General features: G+C 43.6%; 18 protein-coding genes. 2 read left to right on the top strand and 16 right to left on the bottom strand.

All coding sequences use genetic code 11. The features are described 5' to 3' along the window. Positions 1-31: 31 nt before the first annotated feature. Both JOC94_RS15145 and JOC94_RS15140 read right to left on the bottom strand, forming a co-directional pair. The gene (locus JOC94_RS15145) at positions 32-2,155 is read right to left on the bottom strand and encodes a bifunctional diguanylate cyclase/phosphodiesterase (protein WP_077113884.1); all 2,124 of its coding nucleotides are present in this window, start codon (positions 2,153-2,155) and stop codon (positions 32-34) included. 62 nt (positions 2,156-2,217) lie between these two features. After that, complete coding sequence (locus tag JOC94_RS15140) at positions 2,218-2,964, bottom strand: YqjF family protein (protein WP_077113885.1); 747 nt, start codon at positions 2,962-2,964, stop codon at positions 2,218-2,220. Between the two features lie 299 nt (positions 2,965-3,263). Here JOC94_RS15140 and JOC94_RS15135 point away from each other — a divergent pair, with 299 nt between their 5' ends. After that, a complete protein-coding gene (locus JOC94_RS15135) occupies positions 3,264-4,457 on the top strand; it encodes an MFS transporter (RefSeq protein WP_077113886.1) in 1,194 nt (397 codons plus the stop codon). Between the two features lie 208 nt (positions 4,458-4,665). On the opposite strand, the gene JOC94_RS15130 is transcribed toward JOC94_RS15135, so the two are convergent. The 11 genes from JOC94_RS15130 to JOC94_RS15075 form a co-directional block, all read right to left on the bottom strand. After that, positions 4,666-5,268, bottom strand: a complete 603-nt coding sequence (locus JOC94_RS15130; RefSeq protein ID WP_077113887.1) for a response regulator transcription factor — start codon at positions 5,266-5,268, stop codon at positions 4,666-4,668. Next, positions 5,265-6,389 carry a sensor histidine kinase gene (locus JOC94_RS15125; protein WP_077113888.1) on the bottom strand — a complete coding sequence of 375 codons (1,125 nt, stop codon included), beginning with the start codon at positions 6,387-6,389 and terminating at the stop codon, positions 5,265-5,267. The genes JOC94_RS15130 and JOC94_RS15125 overlap by 4 nt, the downstream gene beginning before the upstream one ends. Before the next feature lie 2 nt (positions 6,390-6,391). Beyond that, positions 6,392-7,126 (bottom strand): ABC transporter permease, encoded by a 735-nt coding sequence (locus tag JOC94_RS15120; RefSeq protein ID WP_077113889.1) that lies wholly within the window; start codon positions 7,124-7,126, stop codon positions 6,392-6,394. Continuing rightward, complete coding sequence (locus JOC94_RS15115) at positions 7,127-8,029, bottom strand: ABC transporter ATP-binding protein (RefSeq protein ID WP_077113890.1); 903 nt, start codon at positions 8,027-8,029, stop codon at positions 7,127-7,129. Positions 8,030-8,407: 378 nt separating this feature from the next. Next, a complete protein-coding gene (ade, locus tag JOC94_RS15110; RefSeq protein ID WP_077113891.1) occupies positions 8,408-10,177 on the bottom strand; it encodes an adenine deaminase in 1,770 nt (589 codons plus the stop codon). Positions 10,178-10,230: 53 nt separating this feature from the next. Then, positions 10,231-11,547, bottom strand: coding sequence for an NCS2 family permease (locus tag JOC94_RS15105; protein ID WP_205179785.1), 1,317 nt, complete (start codon positions 11,545-11,547; stop codon positions 10,231-10,233). 195 nt (positions 11,548-11,742) lie between these two features. Continuing rightward, positions 11,743-12,090 (bottom strand): Na-translocating system protein MpsC family protein, encoded by a 348-nt coding sequence (locus JOC94_RS15100; RefSeq protein WP_213089076.1) that lies wholly within the window; start codon positions 12,088-12,090, stop codon positions 11,743-11,745. Positions 12,091-13,257: 1,167 nt separating this feature from the next. After that, entirely contained in the window at positions 13,258-14,142 is an 885-nt protein-coding gene (locus JOC94_RS15090) for a metal ABC transporter permease (RefSeq protein WP_077113893.1), read from the bottom strand. Continuing rightward, entirely contained in the window at positions 14,132-15,424 is a 1,293-nt protein-coding gene (locus tag JOC94_RS15085; RefSeq protein WP_077113944.1) for a metal ABC transporter permease, read from the bottom strand. Before JOC94_RS15085 ends, JOC94_RS15090 begins: the two co-directional genes overlap by 11 nt. A gap of 40 nt (positions 15,425-15,464) precedes the next feature. After that, the gene (locus JOC94_RS15080; protein WP_077113894.1) at positions 15,465-16,211 is read right to left on the bottom strand and encodes a metal ABC transporter ATP-binding protein; all 747 of its coding nucleotides are present in this window, start codon (positions 16,209-16,211) and stop codon (positions 15,465-15,467) included. 15 nt (positions 16,212-16,226) lie between these two features. Then, a complete protein-coding gene (locus JOC94_RS15075) occupies positions 16,227-17,165 on the bottom strand; it encodes a metal ABC transporter solute-binding protein, Zn/Mn family (RefSeq protein WP_077113895.1) in 939 nt (312 codons plus the stop codon). A gap of 313 nt (positions 17,166-17,478) precedes the next feature. Here JOC94_RS15075 and JOC94_RS15070 point away from each other — a divergent pair, with 313 nt between their 5' ends. Then, positions 17,479-17,955 carry a PaaI family thioesterase gene (locus tag JOC94_RS15070; RefSeq protein WP_077113896.1) on the top strand — a complete coding sequence of 159 codons (477 nt, stop codon included), beginning with the start codon at positions 17,479-17,481 and terminating at the stop codon, positions 17,953-17,955. 161 nt (positions 17,956-18,116) lie between these two features. On the opposite strand, the gene JOC94_RS15065 is transcribed toward JOC94_RS15070, so the two are convergent. The 3 genes from JOC94_RS15065 to JOC94_RS15055 are packed head-to-tail and all read right to left on the bottom strand — an operon-like array spanning position 18,117 to position 21,159. Beyond that, on the bottom strand, positions 18,117-19,622 hold the full coding sequence (locus tag JOC94_RS15065; protein WP_328799805.1) for a YndJ family protein: 1,506 nt from the start codon (positions 19,620-19,622) through the stop codon (positions 18,117-18,119). Positions 19,623-19,632: 10 nt separating this feature from the next. Next, positions 19,633-20,244 carry a DUF4166 domain-containing protein gene (locus JOC94_RS15060; protein ID WP_077113898.1) on the bottom strand — a complete coding sequence of 204 codons (612 nt, stop codon included), beginning with the start codon at positions 20,242-20,244 and terminating at the stop codon, positions 19,633-19,635. After that, a complete protein-coding gene (locus tag JOC94_RS15055; protein WP_077113899.1) occupies positions 20,245-21,159 on the bottom strand; it encodes a DoxX-like family protein in 915 nt (304 codons plus the stop codon). Between the last annotated feature and the right edge of the window lie 578 nt (positions 21,160-21,737).

Genomic DNA, 21,737 nt, shown 5'->3' with positions numbered 1-21,737 from the left:
AGCGGGCCACCGCCTTCCCTTTTGTATACCTTTAAACGTTTGATAACAACAATTTCCTTTCCTGTAAATATTGTTCAAACACATCGCTCGCCACCGGCTTGCTGAACAAATAACCCTGTCCTTGATTGCAGCCTTCTTTTTCGAGAAAGTGAAGCTGACTTTTGCTCTCTACCCCTTCCGCCACGACGTTGATGCCCAGTGTTCTCGCCAGCACTAAAATGGCTTCAATGATAGCTTGGCTTTCCTCACTGTTTTGAATATCCCGGACAAACGTAGAATCGATTTTTACCGTATCAATGGGAAGATGTTTAATATAGCTAAAGGAATTATATCCCGTTCCAAAATCATCTATCGAAATTTGAACTCCGAAATCTCGGATTTTTTGCAAGATGTCCGCCGCATTTTCCAAGTCTGAAAGAATGGATTCAGTTACTTCTATTTCCAGCCATTGGGGATCAAGTTCCGTTTCAGCTAAAATTTGCTGAATAGTGCCAAGCAAATTTGTTTGCTCCAGCTGACGGACAGATATATTCACCGAAATGGTTAACGGAGGATAGCCCAGGTTTTGCCAACTTTTGTTTTGCTTACACGCTTCCCGAATCACCCACTCGCCAATCGGAATAATTAAACCGGTCTCTTCGGCAATTGGAATAAACTTGTTCGGCGGGATCATCCCAAGCTCGGGATGGTTCCAACGGACGAGAGCTTCCATTCCAATTAATTCATTGTTGGAAAAGTCAAGTTTCGGCTGATAATCGAGATGAAATTGCTCCTCTTTCACAGCTTTCGTCAATTCATTTTCCAGCATAATTCGCTCAAGCGACTTCTCTTCCATTTCATGTTTAAATAAGGCAAAACCGCTTCTTCCCCGCTCCTTGACAGTGTACAAGGCGGTATCTGCCCTCTTTAGCAAATCATCCGCATTCCGCCCATTTTCCGGATATAGAGCGATGCCGATGCTGCACGAAAGGTACAATTGTTCCCCAGGTATTTGAATAGGTTCCTTGAACTTTTGTTGAATCTTTTCCGCGATCTCTTTTACCATTTCTACATCCTCGATTTGAGGAAGTATGACGGTAAATTCATCCCCGCCCAGGCGCGCGACCAAATCCATTGATCTAAGGGCTTGTTTGATACGCTGGGCGGCCTCAATCAAAATATAGTCGCCCATATCATGTCCAAACGAATCATTTATATATTTAAACCGATCCAAATCAATAAATAAAATAGCGAGTTTTTCCTGTTTGTTCAGACTGGAAATAGCCTTATCCAAATTGTTCATAAAGAGCCTGCGGTTTGGCAAATCCGTTAGCGTATCATGATAGGCCAGATGGTAAATCTTTTGTTCCCAGTTTTTTCGATCGGTCATATCTCGCGTTGCGAATAACAGCTTCTTGATTAGACCGCCCTCATTCGTGATCGCACTTATTTTTGTCTCGGCAAAAATAACTTTACCGTTCGCCGCTTGTAAACGAAATTCCATAATGGAGGAAGATTTCTGTTTATCAACAAGCTTTCGCACCTCATTTTTAACAAGATCCCGATCTTCCGGATGAATCCAGTCATATAATTTGCCGCTTTTTTGTTGTGACCTGTCCATTCCAACTACCGTTTGGTGAGACGGCGATACATATAAAAAATTGCCTTCTGGATCAATCGTGGCAATTAGATCAAGCGAGTTTTCAGTGATTAAACGGTATCTTTCTTCACTTTTCCGAATACTTTCTTCCATCTGCTTTCGAAGCGTAATATCATTGCGAATGGCAATATAACGGTGCGGCTTTCCTTGATCGTTCAAAAAGGGAACAATCGTCGTATCAACCCAATAATACGTGCCATCCTTGGCCTTGTTTTTAATTTCCCCGTGCCAAACCTGTCCAGAACCGATCGTTCTCCACATGCTTTTAAAAAATTCCTTTGGGTGAAAACCTGAATTGAGAATCCGGTGATCCTGCCCCATCAACTCCTCTCGTTCATATTTGGAAATTTTACAAAGCAGGTCGTTAACATATATGATTGTGCCTCTTTTATCCGTTATTGCCACGATTGAAGATTGATCAAGAGCATACTTAATATCGGCGAGTTCCTTTACGATTCCATCAGTTGTTTGTCCATGCAGCATTTCGAGAAATTGAACGTTAATTTCTTGATCCATATGACAATGCCCCAATCCTAATATTTTACTTGATTTGATTTGATCATATCATGGCAACTATGTCAAAATTTTCGTTCTTTATGAAAAGCCTTTGTCAAAGCCCAGGCAAAAGACCGCTTTTCCTTGGAAAGATGCACAAGCGGCTCGTCATGAAAATAAGTCCTTGGCAAAAAGGAAGCCATCGTATTCTTATGAATAAGAGCCTTCGTTTCGCTTATCCGCCACCTGTCATGGTGAATATCCCCTACATACAAACGATTTCCTATCTCCGTAAAGAAGCAGTATCTTTCATATAGCCAAAACGCCAAGCTGTTTTCCTGCGGAATAAAAAAATCCGTAGCCTGTTCATAACTGACAGAAAATGTCTCCTTTTTTCTGTTGCTTCTAAAATGGAGCGTATTTCCCTCTTCTTCCATTTCAATCGAAGCATGCCGATAAGGAAGAAAAGCTCCCAGCCGGCCACCCCAAACAGGAATCCGCTTATTGGCATCCAGACTAAAAAAGTAAACGCCGGGCGTCCCCTTATAAGTCACGTATGTCCTTACATTCATTTCCAGAAAGGAGTGAATAAAGGGAGGTGAAGGCAAACCCCGCAGCCTCGCATTTGTTACCTGAAAGGGGATGATGCCGATCCAGCCAGTTCCATTATATAAATGGATATCTAAAGTAGACGGGACATGCTTTCTCAAAATCCTTGATGAAACAGGCCAGTGGCAAAATAGCAAGTTATGCCATGTTTGTGTCATAAGCCATCGACTTTGGGGTAAAGGAAACGGACGCTGGGACGTTTCTAAAAACTCATCATACAATCAAGAACGCTCCTTTCCACATACTTCTGTTCTTATGTATTCCCGCGAATAGTTTGCCATACACCCTATTTGGCTGATTCATAAGGAGTAGGAATCACTTACAAATATTTCCTATCTGTTTGCGGCAACGGACAGAGTGAAAAAACGCTATAATCCAAGCGATTATTGTTGATTATGTGAGGGCGTGACCAATCAATGGTTTCCATTTTTTGGTATTTTTCTTTACAAATTTCGTGTCCCTAAGTATAATGGATGCTGGTGCTGTTAGACAGCCTGTATTATGAAAGGAAGTAGATAGATTGAAAAAGAAATACCGAATATGGACAAAGCCTTTTATCAGTTTATTTTGTTCAAATTTATCCGTGTTTGTCATTTTTTATGGTTTGGTCTCTACATTGCCACTTTACGCTGTTGGGGCCTTAAATAAAACCGATCAAGAGGCGGGCTTATTAATGTCGATCTTTTTGCTGTCCGCTATCATCGTCCGGCCGTTTACCGGAAAAATGTTGGACACTGCCGGCAAAAGAAAAATGTTGTGGATGAGTCTCGGCTTCTATTTGCTTTGCACAATCGCCTATTATTTTATAAAACCATTCCAGTGGCTGCTTGTTCTCCGTTTTATACACGGAATTTGGTTCAGCGTTGTGACAACAGCGTGCGGAGCCATTGCGGCTGATCTTGTCCCTCCGGCAAGAAGAGGGACAGGTCTCGGTTATTTTACAATGTCTACGAATTTGGGCGTCGTGCTTGGCCCGCTTATTGCCCTGTTCCTCATCCAAACATACTCATTTGATGCATTATTCATCATACTCAGCCTGTTGATGATCATTGGTGCGCTTTTGTCCTTATCGATCCCCGACAAAAGCCAGTTTAAACCAATGAAAACGAAAAAGAAGTTTTCATTTAATGATATTTTTGAATCAAAAGCGATCCCTGTCGCATTTCTTGCATGTTTGATCGGATTATCATATGCAAGCATTTTATCCTATTTGTCGATCTATGCTCAGAGTAAAAACTTGCTGGGATTAACAAGTACATTTTTCCTAGTATTTGCCGTTGTCATGTTGCTGGCAAGGCCATTTACTGGGAGATTATTTGATATAAAGGGGCCTAACTATATTCTTTTCCCGGGATTGATCTTATTTATGATGGGATTTGTTGTATTGGCCAAAATGCACTCAGGCACAATGTTTTTATTAGCGGGTGCTTTCGTTGGCCTGGGTTACGGCGCACTTATTCCAAGTTTGCAGACGCTTGCCATTCAGTCAACAAATATCAAGCGGAGCGGATATGCGACCGCCACCTTTTACACGTTTTACGATGTGGGAATTGCCGCAGGGTCCTATATATTTGGCATCATCGCCGCTTCCTATAGCTATGAAGCGATTTACTTGCTTTCTGGTGCACTTGTTTGCGTTGTGCTGTTATTGACTCTGTACCTGAAGCCGAGGAAACAAACCGAAAAGGTGATGAACGAAGCAGAAAGTGTTTAAGCGCAGCAATATGAAGTGAATGGGGCAGTCGCTTTCATGTAATCGAACGGAAGTTCCTGTTCAGAGGCCGCAATCCGGACTTTAAGGAGTGATAGGGAAAGTGCCGGGTTCAGGCCGATCCTGGCCCAAGGGAGAGCGGATGCAATGTCCCACGATACATGGTAAAAGCAGCCGTAGCCAAGAAACAAAACATCCGAAACGTGAGCGTTTAGATCCAGCCTTTTTTTTTCGCCAAGGTGATGGCTTCAATTTTATTTTTCGTATGGAGCTTTTGAAAGATTTCAGACATGTAATTCCGTACTGTTCCCGAAGACAAAAACAACTCGCTGGAAATTTCTTTTGCCGTCTTCCCGGATGCCGCCAGCATTAATATTTCCTGTTCACGCTTCGTTAACGGATTATCTTGGCGGTATGAGTTCATGACAAGCTCATCATCAAATTCCCGCTTTCCTCGCATCACCCTCCTTATGGATTCCGCCAAATCATTGACAGAGCCATCTTTCAACAAATACCCATGTACACCGGCTTTTACCGCCCTTTCAAAATATCCGGGCCTGGCGAAAGTGGTCAAGATGATCACCTTGCAGGGCGAACCGCCTTCCTTCAACTCATCTGCTACATCGAGACCGCTTTTAAGCGGCATTTCAATATCCAGCAAACAAATATCGGGTTGTAGCTTCTCAATCAGCCGGACGGCTTCTTCCCCATTTTCCGCCTGTCCGACAATTTCCATATCGTCTTCAAAATCCAATAACGAACCGAGTGCTCCCCTGAGAATCCCCTGGTCTTCCGCAATCACAATGCGAATCATATGACTGCCCCCTCCTCATCTTGTTTCATGACAATCGGCACTTGCATTTTGACTGTCGTTCCGGCATTGGACTGAATAGTTAATTTTCCATCAATCAAACTCAACCTTTCCTTCATGCCACTCAATCCATTTCCATTCATGTTCTGTTGATCGATGCCACCCCCGTCATCCTGCACCGTAATCGTTATCTTGCCACGACCTCTTTCAATATAGACGGTGCAATGTTTCGCTTTACTATGCTTCACAATATTGGTCCCCGCTTCTTTCAGGCACATGCCCAAAATATTTTGTTGCAAAAGCGGGATGTCCGCAACATCCTCTTCCCCTTTTACGATAAATTGCATTCCGGCCGCATTGATAATCCGCTGCATATCCGCCAGCTCTTCCTTAATCGTAATGGCCCGCATACTGGAAACAAGCTCCCGTACTTGGCGCAATGCTGATCGAGACGTGATTTCTATTTCTTTCGCCTCCGCCTTCGCGCGAATCGGGTCTTTTTCAGAGAGCCGTTGTACAAGCTGGCTTTGAAGTGTAATAAGGGAAAGTGTATGACCGAGAGTATCGTGCAGGTCCCTGGCAATTCTGACCCTTTCCTCTCGCTTAATCAATACCCTTATTTGCTCATTCGCTTCGTCAAGCTGCTTCTCCAACTCCATTGACTTGTTCATGGAACGAAGGCCAAACGGCGACACGAGCATAATGGCGACAAACGGCAGAAAGTATAAAGTGTTAATCCCTTGAACGATTGATATGGCCACACCGATCGCCAAGGCTGTGGCCAGTCCTATTAAGCCTATATAAAATTCCTTTTTATGCTTAAACCATCCAATAAAATGAGCCGAAAAAAATCCCAAAAAGAGATGATATGGACTGTACCATAAGGTTAAAAAAATCATCGTAATGATTTGCACAACCAACCAAAACGTGAATGTTTTTTGCGTGTCAAGCTGGATGTATAACTGTCTGTAGGTGATGAGAAAAAGCAAAAGCAGTCCCCAGCCCAGTAGCGCTTTCCAGCCTTCCGTTCGGGATATATAATAAGCCGGCATCATCAAATATATTAAGAAAATATATGGAAAAAATCCGTACCTTTTCGGAAAAATTTCGAAGGTCCTGCTCATTTTTACACCGCTTCCTGTCTCCTTCTTATATAAGTAGATAATATCATAAACAAAACGAGGTAAGCTGCTAACATGACAATATTCATCCAATCAGGCGCATTTCCCCGAATGATGGACCAAGCGCCGTTCCCAAAGTGAAAAGCGGGAAGGGATTTACCAATCCATTGAACCACTTCCGGCATTATGTCGATCGGCATCCACATGCCGCCTGTAATCGCCAAGCCCATATAAAGGATATTGCTTACGCCAACGGCCGTATCCACTCTTTTCATCGTGCCGATTAAAACACCCAACCATAGGAAAGGAAGCGAACCAAGCAATATCCACCCGCCACTCAAAAGCCATTCTCCCACTGAAAGGGTAACTTTGTTAACCAGAGCTCCCGCTGTAAAAATCACCAGAATCGAAAACACATGAACAATTGTCTGGCCGACAATTTTAGCGGCAAAATACGTATAGCTTGATAGGGGAGTAACCCGCATAAAAGTCGTCCACCCCTGCGCTCTTTCTTCCACCAACCGGATTCCCAGCGTCATAATCGAACTTCCCATCACACTGAATGCCGTCATCGACATGAGAAAGTGGGCATTCAATACAGGGTCATCTTTTGTTACATTCATTACTTTTGTAAAGACGAAATAAAATAAAATTGGCATGGTCAGCGACCAAAAAATATAATAAGGATTACGGAACATCCGCAGCATTTCCGCCTTGCTTTGTTGTATGAATATATTCATTTAGACAGCCTCCCCTTGTGATTTAGTCAATTGTTCAAAGGCTTCTTCTAGCCTTCCTTTTTCCACTCGAATATCTTTCACATGCAGATTTTCCTTATAAATCATGGACAAAACAGAGTCCGTATCATCCGTCACGATGTGCATGCGCCCTTCTTTTTCAGTCACTTCTGTAACGAAAGACAATTTGAGAAAACGTTCTTTGGAAATATCCTCGCCAGCAACGAAAGAGACAGATTGTTTCGTCATTTTCCTTTTAATCTCTGCCGTTTTTCCGTCGGCGATAATATGGCCCTCCTTAAATAAAATCATTCTCTCCGCATAATCATCCGCTTCCTGTAAATAATGCGTTGTAAAAATAATCGTTTTCCCCTCCCGGGCAAGTTCTTTGACGGTTTCCCAAAATATCCGGCGTGACGAAGTATCCATCCCGACCGTCGGCTCATCAAAAAACAATAAATCCGGATTGCCTGCTAAGGCCAAAGCAAAAGCCACTCTCCGCTTTTGACCGCCCGACAATTTTTCCGTCCGCTTTTCCAAATCTCCCTTTTCAAGCCCCGTCAACTGAATGAGATGATTCATCGGCAGCGGGTTGGGATAATATCCTCTAAATAGCTTAATCAATTCCTTCGCCTTCAAACCATCCATCAAACTCACTTCCTGGAGCATGACACCTATTCTTTCCCGAACCGCTTTACTTTTCGGATCTTTGTGAAAAATAGCCGCTTTCCCTTCTGTCGGACGAAGCAAGCCGAGCAGCATCAGCAGCGTCGTCGTTTTACCTGCCCCATTCGGCCCCAGAATCGCCACTACCTCACCTTTTTGAATCGAAAAAGAAACCCCATTTACTGCTCTTTTCTCATTGAATTCTTTTACTAATCCATCCACTTCAACAATCGTACTCAAATCCCTCACCCCCGGTTATCTTACCTTTATTGTAATCTGTGGCTTTCAGGTTTATCAGTAGCTTCTGTCATGGCTTTAAGTGACAAATGTCATGAGAGCGCTTAACTGACTAAAGGAAAGGGATGACTTTATGTAAACGGCGACAATCTAGCTTGTCCATACTGAATGAGAAAGCCTAGCAATTCGATCACAATAGAGGTTTATAAAATGGCTCTCACTCGCATGTGTCCTTGGGAGACATAAAAAAACTCTTATTTGCTTCGCAGAACAAATAAGAGCAGATAGATCGATTTCTATTTTTATAAAGAGAAAGACTGCTAGACCTTCGATTTATCAAACAAAGATGTTGAATTAAAATGCTTTCGAGGCACATACTTTTTAGGACGATTGAATTAATGGAATCAGCTTCTGCTGTTCCACATCAATCAATCCCTTATCTGTAATTCTAATGTGCGGAGTGACTGTAAGCGCTAGAGAAGAGAGTGCCATGGCAGGCGCCCTTCTACCGACCGCAATTCCCATTTCCAATGCTTTCTTTGAAAAATAACCCACTTTTGGCGCAAGCTGCTCAACTGGTTCCGGAGCCATTAATCCTGCGACCGGAAGCTCTACCTTCGCTATTACTTCCTTCCCTCGCACAAGGCATAACCCGCCTCCGCACGCTTCCAAACTTCTTGCGGCAAGCAACATGTCAGCCGCATTTGTACCAACGACAACAAGATTGTGGCTGTCATGTGCCACAGTGGTAGCATAGGCGCCATCCTTCAGTCCCGCTCCTTTCAACACGCCCACGAATGGTTTCTTCCCTTGCCCATGGCGTCCTGTCACTGATACGAAAATATGATCAGGAGGAAGCGTCCGAACTTTCCCTTCATGCACTTCCGCCTCTACCGTCCCCTGAACAGTCGTACCGTTAGATGTGACCTCCATGGTCGTTAATGTTACGCTTCCCTGACGAATAGGAGCATGTATGACAAAGTCGTCTTCACTTAGCTGGGGAAGGCGAACAGTGTTTTTAAGCAAAGGCGGTATAGAACTGGTAATGTCGGTCGTTAGCTCTCCTTCAGACACGAATTGCTTACCTCCAACGTACACATCGCAAACATCCATTGTTTCTAATGACTCTACCAGCACCAAATCGGCCAACCTGCCTGCCGCAATCGCCCCTCGTTCCTTCAGACCAAACCGTATGGCGCCTCCAAGTGTGGCATACCGTATAGCTAATGGTGCCGGTATACCTTCCTCGATCGCGCGGCGAACCACCCGATTCATCTGTCCATTTTGGAGCATGTCATTCGGCTCGATGTCATCCGTACACATCGCAATATTCAGCGCATGTGGCACCGTTTGCCACGCTTTGGCTGCTACATCGGCAAACTTGCTGACACTCGATTCTCGAATGTAGACCATCATGCCAGAACGCAACTTCTCCAACACTTCATCATCACTGCGACATTCGTGATCCGAATTTACGCCAGCAGCAAGATAGGCCTGGAGTTGACGCCCGGTCACCCTTGGAGCATGCCCTTCATTCAGTACATTTTTCTCTAAACCGGCTTGTACGATTTGCGCCATTCTGGGGTGCTGATGAATCACGCCCGGATAATCCATTATTTCCGCCACTCCCACGACATTGGGAAGACTGAGAAGCTCAGAAATATCTTCTGCTTTGAACTCCGCTCCCGCTGTTTCCACACCTGGAACAGCCGGGACACAAGATGGGATCGTCGTCAGAATATGGACTGGCAGCCCCCGGCTCGCTTCCACCATATACTTCACACCTTCGACGCCCATCACATTGGCGATCTCATGCGGATCGACTACCGCCACTGTCGTGCCATGGCGCAGGACTGCCCGCGCAAACATGTCAGGGGGAACCATCGTACTCTCGATATGGACATGTGAGTCTATGAAGCCGGGCATCGCATATAAGCCGTCAGCATGCACTTCTTTCTTTCCTTCCATCCAAAACTGCGGCCGCCCGGCTTCATAACGGGCGACGGCCGCAAAGCGGTCAGATTTTATCCCAATATCAGCCCGATATATTTCGGCGGTAAATACGTTAATAAGTTGAACCGACCGAATAACAAGATCCATTTGTTTATCCCCTCTCGCTGCAGCAACAATTGCTTCACGTGAGTGATTCATATTTCATGTACTCCTTTCATGTTCATCCTGTTTAATCGATTATGCCCTTATGATCAAGCCAAGGTAACAAAATAAAGGATAAGCGGGATTAGCAATACGTATAGACCCGGATGGACTTCCTTGTGTCGGCCTGATAGGCTTTTTACCAATACAAACGCAATAATACCCGCGGCAATGCCATTGCCGAAGTTAAAGGTAAAAATCGTCACAACAATTGTCATGAATGCAGGCAACGATTCTGTCGCATCGCCGAAATTTACATTTTGGACGGACGATAACATCATTAACCCGATCAAAATCAGTGCTGGTGCGGTTGCTTCTTTTGGAATAATCATAATCAGCGGAGTGACAAATAATGTAGACAGAAACAACAAACCTGTTGTGACAGCCGTGAGACCGGTACGACCGCCCGCCTCCACTCCTGCGGCCGATTCCACATAAGTGGTGATAACCGGAACGGATAATAAAGAACCCAACGTAGTTCCGGATGCATCCACGAGGAACGGCCTGTCAATTTGTGGCAAATTCCCGTCTTTATCAAGCATGCCGCCTTTTGATGCCACCCCTAGCAATGTTCCCAGCGTTGAAAAAAAATCAGGTACGAAGAAAGCAAGAATGAATGGAAAATAGGCGAGCTGAATGGCATCCGATATATTTAATTGCATGACTATAGGGGCAACGCTTTCCGGCAAAGAAAAAATAGAGCTTGGAAGTTCAGTAATTCCCATCGGGATGCCGATAAGGGTCGTCACAACGATGCCAATCAGCAAGTGGCCCCTCGTTTTTCTCGCCAGCAAGACACTCATAATCAAAAACCCCAATAACGCCAAAATGGCATTCGGTGAGCCAATGTCCCCAAGGGTGAGCGAATTGGAGGATTCACTGGCCACGACCAGCCCTGCGTTTCTAAAGCCGATCAAGGCGATAAAAAGACCGACACCGGCACCAATAGATAGTTTGATCGCCGGCGGCATGAGCCTTACAATAAGCTTTCTCAACCCTAAAATTGTAAAAAGTAAAAAAAGAATACCTGAGATAAAGACCATGCCCATGGCTGTTTGCCAAGGAATATGTTCAGTAGAGACGAGCGTGACAGCGAGAAAAGCCACCGATCCGAGCCCTGGAGCCAGTGCAAAAGGACGATTACTAAAAAATCCCATGGCGATCGTTGTGAGCCCCGTCATTAAAATGACTGCAACCGTAATCGGCCCTTTGGGCATTCCTCCCTCCTCCAGTATGCCCGGTACGACCACCAACACGTACAGCATTGTCACAAATGTTGTCAATCCGGCAATTGTCTCCGTTCGCCAATCGGTATGATGTGCCGATAGCTTAAACAAACGTTCGGCAGAAGTTCTCAAGCTGCTCAAAACGATACCTCCCTATGATGTTTATCTTTGCATACTTCAAATGAATCGATTCTCCTTTCCGCGGTAAAATGAAAAAAAGCGCTCTTGTGTAGACGGTTCGTCTAACAAGAGCACTTTTTTTGTAAACAAAAAATCGTGCCACCTGTATGAAACTTTTCTTGCTCTCTCTCTTAAGAATAGATCAAAAGAGATCGATTATTGTATTTGATTGTCGTTAAGTACAACAATTGTAAAAGCTAATTGCGTTTTTGAATCATAATCCCTCAATATGGCCTCAACATGTAAACCCATCGTTTTTTCCAGCTTTTCTTTTACACAAGTCTTAAAGATATTCGACAATTGATAATCAACCTTATTCTTGAGGTGCGGCGACTCCTGCTCTAATATAATAGAGCGTTGTGCACGTCGATGCTTGGCTCGAAATATGATTGTATCATCGTCAACAACAATTTTTAATGACAGCGTTCCAACGCCCAATATTTGTTTGGAAACTTCATTATAAATATGGTAAAGCTGTTTCTTATTGTTTGCCGTATCTCCCAAATACACATTATCACCTTATATCATCAACCTTAATTAAGAGAAATATCGCGACATCCATTTATAATTGCCGTATACATGGAGGGAACAGCAAAAGTGTATATGTTAAGGTACTGCATAACGAAAAATCACCTTAAGAATGAGCCATACCCTCCGCATTTAATTGCTTTCGGTTAGTATGATACTATAAAACTAACTTTAAAAAGTCAATACTCATTTTCATGAAATGCCGATATTCCCCTTGTTGGATCAACTTTTTATTTACGATGATAGGGCAGATGAAAAATTGTTTAGAACATGCACTGGAAGTTAATCCTTTACCTGCTTCCTTGTAAGCATCATGCCATCATACCAACAAGTGATTGAATACAAAGCGAGAACAGCCGATTGTTTTAACTTTTGGATAGGTACGGAATAGATGTATGCTTTAGTGACTAAAAATGTGTTTCAAATCACTTTATTTTTTAATGGAAGATGAAGACCAGCAACACTTGTTCTGATTGAGTCTTCGCTATAAAAAACTATCAAAATGAGCATCTTTTAGCAAATGCCTGACCGACATTCATCTCGAACCTATCTTTAGGCTACATTTTTCACAAACTTGAGGAGAGAGTCTTCTGTCGGAAATTGATACATTTCATATAAGCACCTCCGAATCAACCAATAGAAGCCAAGTATATACTTGAGGTTTCTATGGAATGGGGAGTGGGAGATTTTTTGTGAAGAAAGAATATGTGAGCTGTACAAATGATACATACTATCTTGCTTCAGCACCTCGGAATTTCCCGCGGAATACCATGTCAGTCTGGTTTCCTTTTAATGGTTCGAAGTTTTCGTCCAGTCGGGTTGGACCACACGGCATCGTTTGTTCACTGGCCTACACCGGACAAACCGACCAGATACCAGTGTTTTTACCTCATGAGGAGCGGGTTTTTCCTCAACCGAGCTATTGCATATACTTTTGATTGAAAAGATTTCCCCCATCCCCGTTTTCAGACTCATCCAACCCATCAAGCATTGCCGAAAGTCCGCATTCCTCAGTCCGTAAATTTGCCAAGCGATTTTATTGAATACCACTCACCAAGACGTCCTCGGTTACTCCCGTCTTCACATACTATAAAAAACGAAAAAACGGTGGAGAAAACAAATGCGTCTTCTCCACCGTTCCCATTACAAAGAAGGGGAATGAATTTTTCTTTTGGCCATACATTTTGATAACAGGCCATGGGTTGGCGATAACACGAAAACAAGTGCAAAAATAAGTCCCCCGGCAGTAGCCATCGCGCCGGCAATGGACACATTTAATAAAGTGGCGCTGTAATAACCGATGACCGCGCTGAGAACTCCCACTAAAGCACTGAGCCATAACATGACATGCAGTTTATCTGTTAACAAATAAGCGGTTGCTCCGGGAACGATGAGCATGGCAACGACCAAGATTGCCCCGACGCTGTCAAATGAAGCAACGGTCGTCAAGGAAACCATCCCCATCATTAAGTAATGGATAAACAAGACAGGTATCCCGATCGCCAGTGCCATCTGAGGATCAAACGACGCAATTTTAAATTCTTTGTAAAACAAGAAGATGATCAAGATATTAATGAATAATACGGTTCCAAGCATCCAGACAGCTTTCGGACCGATGTTCATGCCATTAATTGTGACGGTATCCCATGGGGTGAAAGTAATCTCGCCCATGAGCGCATGATTGACATCCAAATGCACGTTGCCGGCATACATCGAGATGAGAATGACTCCAACAGCGAAAAGAGAAGTGAACACAACCCCGATCGCCGCGTCCGATTGTACGCCACTTGAATTCAAGAGCTGGACGAAAAAGGCGGTTAGCAAGCCGACAACCGTCGCGCCTATAAGCATATATATTCCGTCAAGTGATTGGCTGATAAGAAAAGCGAGTACGATACCAAGAAGCACCGTATGGCTAATAGCATCCGCAAGCATCGCCATCTTACGCAATATGAGAAAGCATCCAGTGATTCCACATGTAATGCCCACCAGAGAGCCTGTCAAAATAATCCATGCTTCATAGCTCATTTACGGCCTTCCTCTCTTTTATGTGATGTTGATTGTTCAGTAACATGGGTTCACGCCCATATTGGCTCAATTTTTCTTTGAGCTTTGTCATGATTTGAGGAGGCAACTTCTCCATGTCTGTGCGAATGTCCTCAACATCCGGAACAGCGAATTCCCGCTCATGCATTAAATATACCTCGTGCAAACGATGGTTCAATGTATATTCATGCGCCACAGTTAATCCTTTGTTTGTCAGCATATAACGGTTCTCCCCCGCCGGTTTTATATAACCCTCTTTTTCCAACCGTGTGATAGCCTGATTGAGAAAATAGGTTCCGAACGGGCGCCGCTCATTGATTTGCTCAACCGTAAATGAATAAACGTTTTTGTCATTCGTTTTTTCATATAACTCATATAAAGAAATCATGACATATTCTTTTGCTGTTTGTTTTTTAACTTGAATGTGTTTTAAAGCTTTGGAAATAAGCCCTCTTCTTGGAGCGCAAAGCAAAGAGAAGAGGAAAACAACCGTTGCGGCCACTACGATAATTGGCCCTGTAGCCATTTTTTCCGCCATGGTGCTTAACAGAGTGCCGCATATCCCGGATATTCCGCCAATCGCCCCTGATAGAAGCACCATTGTACTGAGCTTATCCGTCCAGTATCTTGCGGCAATGGCAGGTGTGATCAGCATGGCGGACATTAAAACAACCCCAACTGCCTGAATTCCGATCACCACGGCTCCAACAATGAGGACCATCAACAAGCCATTCATCCATTTGACCGGCATCCCGATGCCTTGTGCAAATTGCGGATCAAAGCTCAACAGCTTAAATTCTTTAAAGAAAAGTGCCGTAATGAACAGCAGAACAATTGCTGATATGGCAATAAAAGTTACATCACTGCCGACCAAAGAGGCTGCCTTTCCAAAAATAAAAGCATCCAATCCACTTTTGTTCCCTGCTGGAGACTGGGTAATCCGTGTTAATAGAACAATCCCGAATCCAAAGAAAACAGAAAGGATAAGCCCGATGGCAGTGTCTTCTTTAATCCGAGATTGTTTGGAGATCACTTGAATACAGTACGTCGCCAAAAGCCCAGCCAAAGCGGCGCCCAATAAAAAAATCGGCATCGACTTTTCCCCGTACAGCATAAAAGCCAAGCAGACACCGGGTAATGCGGCATGCGCCATCGCATCTCCAATTAAGCTTTGCTTTCTGAGCAATGCGAAGCTGCCTAGCACCCCGCTTGCAATTCCAAGCAGCAAGGTGCCGAAAAGCACCCACTGGGTATTGGCATCCATAAGCAATCCCAACAATTCTTGAGCCACAATTTTTCCTCCTTTATTGCTCGACTAATGCTGTCCCTTTTTTAAGAAAAGCAAGCCGGCCGCCGTATGTTTTCTGCAAATTCTCCACAGTAAACACACTTTCTGTTGGACCTGCTTCAAGTAAGCGTTTGTTGACAAGCAATGTCCAATCAAAATATTCCGGGACAGTCTGTAAGTCATGGTGGACGACGAGTACCGTCTTTCCTTGACTTTTGAGTTCGTCCAAAAGCGTAATGATCGCCTTTTCCGTCGCGGCATCAACACCAACAAACGGTTCATCCATAAAATAAATCGTTGCGTCCTGCGCCAACGCTCGAGCGAGAAACACCCGCTGTTGCTGACCGCCCGACAATTGACTGATTTGTCTGCCCGCATAAGCCGACATACCTACTTTATCGAGACATTCTTCGGCAAAAGCGGTATCTTTCTTCGAAGGTCTTTTAACCCAACCGACATGTCCGTACCGCCCCATTAACACAACGTCCAGCGCATTGGTCGGGAAGTCCCAATCCACTTCTCCGCGCTGTGGCACATACCCGACCAATTTCCTTTGACTCCGATACGGTTTGCCATAAATTTCAACTGTCCCGCTTGCTCTTGGCACAAGTCCCAAGATGGCCTTAATCAAAGTAGATTTCCCCGCGCCATTAGGGCCCACAATACTGATCAGTTTCCCTTCAGGCACCGAAAAGCCGACCTCCATTAAGACAGGCTTCTTATGATACGCAACAGTGATATTTTCAACTTTCAGCGGTTCCATCCTTTAGTCGCTCCTTTATTTTAAAGCATCCTTGATTGTGTTGATATTGTGCTTAAACATACCGATGTATGTCCCTTCCTCGGTTCCTTCCTCACCCATGGCGTCAGAATACAATTCTCCGCCGATTTCAACATCATGTCCTTTTTCTTTCGCGCCTTCCACAACGGCATTGATTGACCTTTCTGAGATGGAACTTTCAACAAATACCGCTTTTATTTCACGCTCGACCAAGACATTTACAATGTTCTGGACGTCTTTGATTCCGTATTCCGATTCTGTGCTCAATCCTTGAAGCCCTTTTACTTCCATGCCGTACGCATTTCCGAAATAAGTGAATGCATCATGCGCTGTGACAAGAACCCGGCTTTTTTCGGGAATTTCATGAAGGCTTTCTTTCGCCCAAGCATCAAGTTCCGTCAATTCTTGTTTATAATTTTCGCCGTTCTCTTTAAATTCATCAGCATGATCCTTATCCACTTCGCTTAAACCTTTCACTACTTCATCCACTGCATACTGCCAAAGTTCGATATCAAACCATACATGCGGGTCAAACGCATCTTCCCCTTCCCGGATCAAGCTCTCTTCAGGAACCCCTTCAGCGACCGCGTGGGTTGGCTTTTCTTTGTTCATCTTTTCGAAAATTTCCCCCATTTTCCCTTCCAAGTTAAGACCGTTATAGAAAATGATGTCCGCGCCATTCAACTTTCCGATATCTTGTTGTGTCGCCTGATACAGATGCGGATCTGTTCCCGGCCCCATCAAACTTTCGGCTTCAACATGCTCTCCGCCGACATTTTTAACAATATCCCCAATTTGGGCAGTCGTGGAAGTCACTTTCATTTTGTCTTGTCCCTCGCCTTTCTTTTCTGCTTCTGTTTTGGAACTGCCTTCCGAACATGCTGTCATGAAGACAAGAATAATGAATGCTGTTAATGCAAGTAATCGTCTTTTCATTTCTATCTCCTTTTCTCCATTAATTTTCCTCATCACCAAAATGTTTCCATAGGCAAAATTAAACGTTACTAAAACTTTACTTTACACTTCTGTTTCCCGTCAACAATTTTTTTGGTATAGGGAAAATTTTTATATATTTTGATATGTTGATAAGTCCAAAATGAAGTTCCTTATTATGATGAAAAAGTTATTGCGAACTGGAGTTATCCACATCTCTTTCCGAAATTTGGTGGTTCATTTCTTCCACAAATCATATTATGTAGTATAATGATAATTAGAAAAATTTCGTATTTAAATGAAGGGGGATATCAATATGGAACACATTACTCACGCCATTCAAGATGATTACCCGGATGAATTCGCCCATTGTTTCGGATGTGGGAGGTTAAATGAGGCCGGACACCATATTCGAACGGGGTGGCAAGAAACAGAAACAGTGACCATTTATGAGCCAAAAAAGGAACATATGGCTATACCCGGATTCGTGTACGGCGGCTTGATCGCCTCCCTCATTGATTGCCATGGAACAGGCTCCGCGGCGCTTGCTTTACATAGAAAAAATGGCCATGAGCCCGGGAGCGGACACGAGCCTCCCCGCTTTGTAACAGCCTCTTTGCAAGTTCAATATGTGAAACCAACACCGCAAGGCGTACCATTAAAAGCGGTCGGGAAGGTCGAAGAAATTCATCCGAAGAAATATAAAGTACATGTGGAGGTTTTTGCGAAAGATACGGTTTGTGCAACAGGCGAAGTCGTTGCTGTCGTCATGCCGGATACTTTTAAAAAATGACTGAAAAAAGCATCCTTTCCCGGGATGCTTTTTTTACAAATACAACTTAAGTTCGTAAAGGAAACTATGGGTTATCCACATGAAAAATGCGTGTTGTGGATAACAGGAACCTCATTCCAACTCCTTGAAAAAAATTGTCTTTGAGCAGTAATTTCCCACCGTTATTTTTGAATAATGCTGTAATTAATTTTTAAAAAAGGGATCCCAAAAATTTTCATGTTGTGATGTGCCGCAAGCTTACCCTCACGTGTTTCTTGAATGATGAAGTTTTCGGATAACGGCAGCTTGAAAAGTGTTTTCCCGATTGCCAAATATATACCGGGATCTCCTTCTCCCTCGCTTGTGAGAATGAGCGTGCCATCGCTAGCTTTGAGCTGTAAAATACCAATCATTGACGAATGGGGCAGAGGAAGTGCTATATTCATATACGTCATGCCCTTTGTTTCATGCCGGGAGTAAATGGCTGTAAATACGGTTTTTTCCTTCACCTGGCGAATCCACGCGCGCGGATTTTTTCTTCCATCCAACATTGGATCGACCGCACATATGTTACATGTCATTTCAGTCCATTTGCTCGAGAGCGGCAAATTTAATTGCTGCAATTGTGTACTGATCAATTTGTAACAGACGGCTAATGGCTTAAACCAGGTTGACCACTTTACCGAAGCAAATAACCGATATTGATCTGTATGTTCATAAAAATCAACGATCGTTTTCGGTAAAGTTTTGATATGCACAAAGTCGCTTAGGTTATCCACCAATCCCGCCCGCTGTCCGCCAGTACTTTCTAGTGAACCGCGTATTTGGCTAACGGGGAAACGCCAAATAGCCTGACTCGTTTTAGGTGGTGCGACCACCCAGCCAAGCACACCCAACATGCCAAAAAAGAAACAATTCGTGAAACCATGGAATATTAGCATAAAATCAATACGAGCAAACCAAAATATGTGATTCGTTACATAAAGCAGTGAAAATAAAATGGTCACACCCAGCGCACTGTAAGAGATCCGTATCAAAATAGCCTGAACCTTTAAAGGGAAATGTGTTCGGAAGGCCAGTATGATTAAGCCGTAAATAGCAAATATGTATAACATAACTGAGATAAATTCAAGCAAAGGCCAAAAAGTAATGCCCATAGCAACAAGCATCGGGCCGGCCAAGATGATGGCTACAATCAGTCGATACCACCCCGACTCGTGCAGGCGCCCAAACAACCCGACAGATATAGGAAATAAAAAAGCGGAATAATGGAAATGAATAGCTGTAAGCCAAGTGATCAATGGACTAAAACCCGTATCAATTCCCGTTACATAAGCGAAAAACCAGAGGCCGCCGATCAATAAATACATCATCCCGATATCAATTGACATTTCTGCCCAGTTTGTAAAACCGCGCTTAAAAAAACGCCTTAGCCCATGAAAAGCCACAAAAAAGGTGAACGCCACATACACCAAAGCGAGCAGCATCTGCCCTGTACGCGAAGGCACAACTTGCAATAAAACGAGGGAAACCATAACAAACCAAATGAAAATGACCTGTCTCCTCTTTAATTCAACGAGTAGCTGGAGCATCACGGGTATGAAAATCAACTGGGCAGCAGTCAACATGAACAAATATGGTTTCGGGGTCAGAATGCAACTGGCTATGAAAAAGAATATACCCGCCACCGAAATGGAATTAAACAGATTGCTCCTTAAATTCTCCTTTATAAGCCATCAACCTTCCCGCAAGTTTATTTTGAATATCAACTTGAATCGTAAATACGTCCCGGGCATCGTCATATCTTTCCTCAACGGTTACCACTCCTTCTAATAAACGAGGCAATGGTATCTCGAATTTACCCATAACAAGTCGTTGAGAACCAGAACGAATGTGCATGTATCCTTCAGGAGTCACCTTAAATCGTAAATCCGAATAAAATAAGCGCGGCTCACCTACATAATCCTTCACCATTTTGCGTTTCGCATCAATCGTCATAAACGCATTAAAATGACGAGTAACTTTTTCAAAATAGAAAGTGCGCTCCCAATAGATTTCTACCTCATCCGTCGGTAATAAGCGACTTGTATTTTTGATGTCAAAAGGTATACCCTCCCCATTTTCAGGAAAAAGAAAGTGCCACCGTGTGGCCGCTTTTAACAAAGGAGTCAGCCAAGCAGCACCCTTTTCAATTTTTTCCATCGTTCCGACACCATGAAACGGTTCGCCAATCGTCAGTGCATAGCGCTCTTGCAACTTTGGATGAAGTCTATGAAAATCCTTGCCCAAAAGCTCTTTGTAAATGGGCAATTAGACCGCCTCCCTTCTTGCACGCCTGCAACTTGAAGCCGATGGCAAATCGTTGGCCAATAAAAAACCAATAATGGACAGGACCCAAAGACTGGCATTAAAAGTAACAGGATTAAACGGAGCCAACCAAAGCGAAGGACTGGCAATGAAGGAACTGATCGTTAAAATTGGAAATATGATCATTTGCAGTGCGAATAAATGTCTTTTAGTTGGATAAAGAAGCCAAACCACAGCAAATAACACTTCCAATAACCCAATGACCCATACCCATTTTACAACAACAGTCTCCTCCAAGGAGATGAAGCTGGAAAGCATGGATACTTCCTCAGGATGTTTTGCAATCATCTTCGGTACCAAGCCGTGGTATAACCATATAAAAAAAAAGAACATGGTGATGATGCCAATACTAAAAAAACGCAAATACTGTGATCGCGGCAATTCTCCCCGTTCAATCCACCGTTTTAGTACATCAAAGCTAAGAGCGGTCCCCCATCCCATGGCAGGGCGAAATAAAAGGTCGAGAAACTTGCCAAATAAACCGAACCGACCTTCATAGTCATACTGGGTGATAAAAATGGTTCCATTATTTGATGGCACATACTTCCAATAGCCCTTTCCTTCTGAAATGGGCGATATTTTTTGATCGGTCCCAAAGTGGAGGGAAGATGCTTTTGAACCGTCCTTCTTACTATGTGTGCCGACACTTTTACCCCAGCCAGTGACTTTTACGCCACACCCCAAGCGCCTTTCGTATCGAAAGGATTGCGGATCATCTTCCGACTTTTTGGGTAAATATGTAATAGAGGAAAAACGCAAATCCCATTGTTCATGAAGTTCAGGATTTTGCGTCTTTTCCCATACTTCTTCTACAGATGCGTCAATCGGTATTTCCACATAAATAGGCTTTCCTTTCACCAAATCCCCCCTTCATTTTATGAACGTAACATAAATCCCGCCCCATAATGAAAAATTCCTGTCCATCTGGTCATATTAGGTGATAAAAATGGTTTCATTATTTGATGGCAATACTTCCAATAGCCTTTTTCCCTTCTGTAATGGCCAATATTGTCCCAAAATGCAGGGAAGATGCTTATGAACCGTCATTCTTACTGGTGCCGATGCTTTTCCCCCATCAGCCAGTGACTTTTACGCCGCACCCCAGGCGCCTTTCGTATCGAAAGGATTGCCGAGCATCTTCCGACTTTTGGGTAAATATGTAATAGAGGAAACGCAAATCCTATTGCCCATGAAGCTTAGGATTTGCGTCATTTTCCATACTTCTTCTACAGGTGCCGGGAAATCAAAGAGTGGAGGGATCGCCGCCTGATTACTTAACAATTTAGACATGAAAGCCCGATAACACGGCTATGTTGGTGGGAATCGCTCTATTTCTGTTAAAGCAGTGCCAAAAACGCCCTGTTGCGAATCCCAATCTGTATCTTCTCGAACCAAAACTTGCGAGTAAAAAGATATGGCATATGATGATAAAATGC

It is taken from the genome of Siminovitchia thermophila (assembly GCF_016909185.1).
Taxonomy (GTDB): Bacteria; Bacillota; Bacilli; order Bacillales; family Bacillaceae_C; genus Siminovitchia; species Siminovitchia thermophila.
The sequence above is the reverse complement of the archived record's forward strand: the minus strand, read 5'-3'. Positions and strand labels throughout refer to the sequence as shown.

Coding starts and splice junctions, on each gene's coding strand:
- JOC94_RS15070 (WP_077113896.1), top strand. CDS start 17,479: ATGGAACACATTACTCACGCCATTCAAGATGATTACCCGGATGAATTC.
- JOC94_RS15090 (WP_077113893.1), bottom strand. CDS start 14,142: ATGAGCTATGAAGCATGGATTATTTTGACAGGCTCTCTGGTGGGCATT.
- ade (WP_077113891.1), bottom strand. CDS start 10,177: ATGAATCACTCACGTGAAGCAATTGTTGCTGCAGCGAGAGGGGATAAA.
- JOC94_RS15120 (WP_077113889.1), bottom strand. CDS start 7,126: ATGAATATATTCATACAACAAAGCAAGGCGGAAATGCTGCGGATGTTC.
- JOC94_RS15145 (WP_077113884.1), bottom strand. CDS start 2,155: ATGGATCAAGAAATTAACGTTCAATTTCTCGAAATGCTGCATGGACAA.
- JOC94_RS15125 (WP_077113888.1), bottom strand. CDS start 6,389: ATGAGCAGGACCTTCGAAATTTTTCCGAAAAGGTACGGATTTTTTCCA.
- JOC94_RS15080 (WP_077113894.1), bottom strand. CDS start 16,211: ATGGAACCGCTGAAAGTTGAAAATATCACTGTTGCGTATCATAAGAAG.
- JOC94_RS15075 (WP_077113895.1), bottom strand. CDS start 17,165: ATGAAAAGACGATTACTTGCATTAACAGCATTCATTATTCTTGTCTTC.
- JOC94_RS15130 (WP_077113887.1), bottom strand. CDS start 5,268: ATGATTCGCATTGTGATTGCGGAAGACCAGGGGATTCTCAGGGGAGCA.
- JOC94_RS15085 (WP_077113944.1), bottom strand. CDS start 15,424: ATGGATGCCAATACCCAGTGGGTGCTTTTCGGCACCTTGCTGCTTGGA.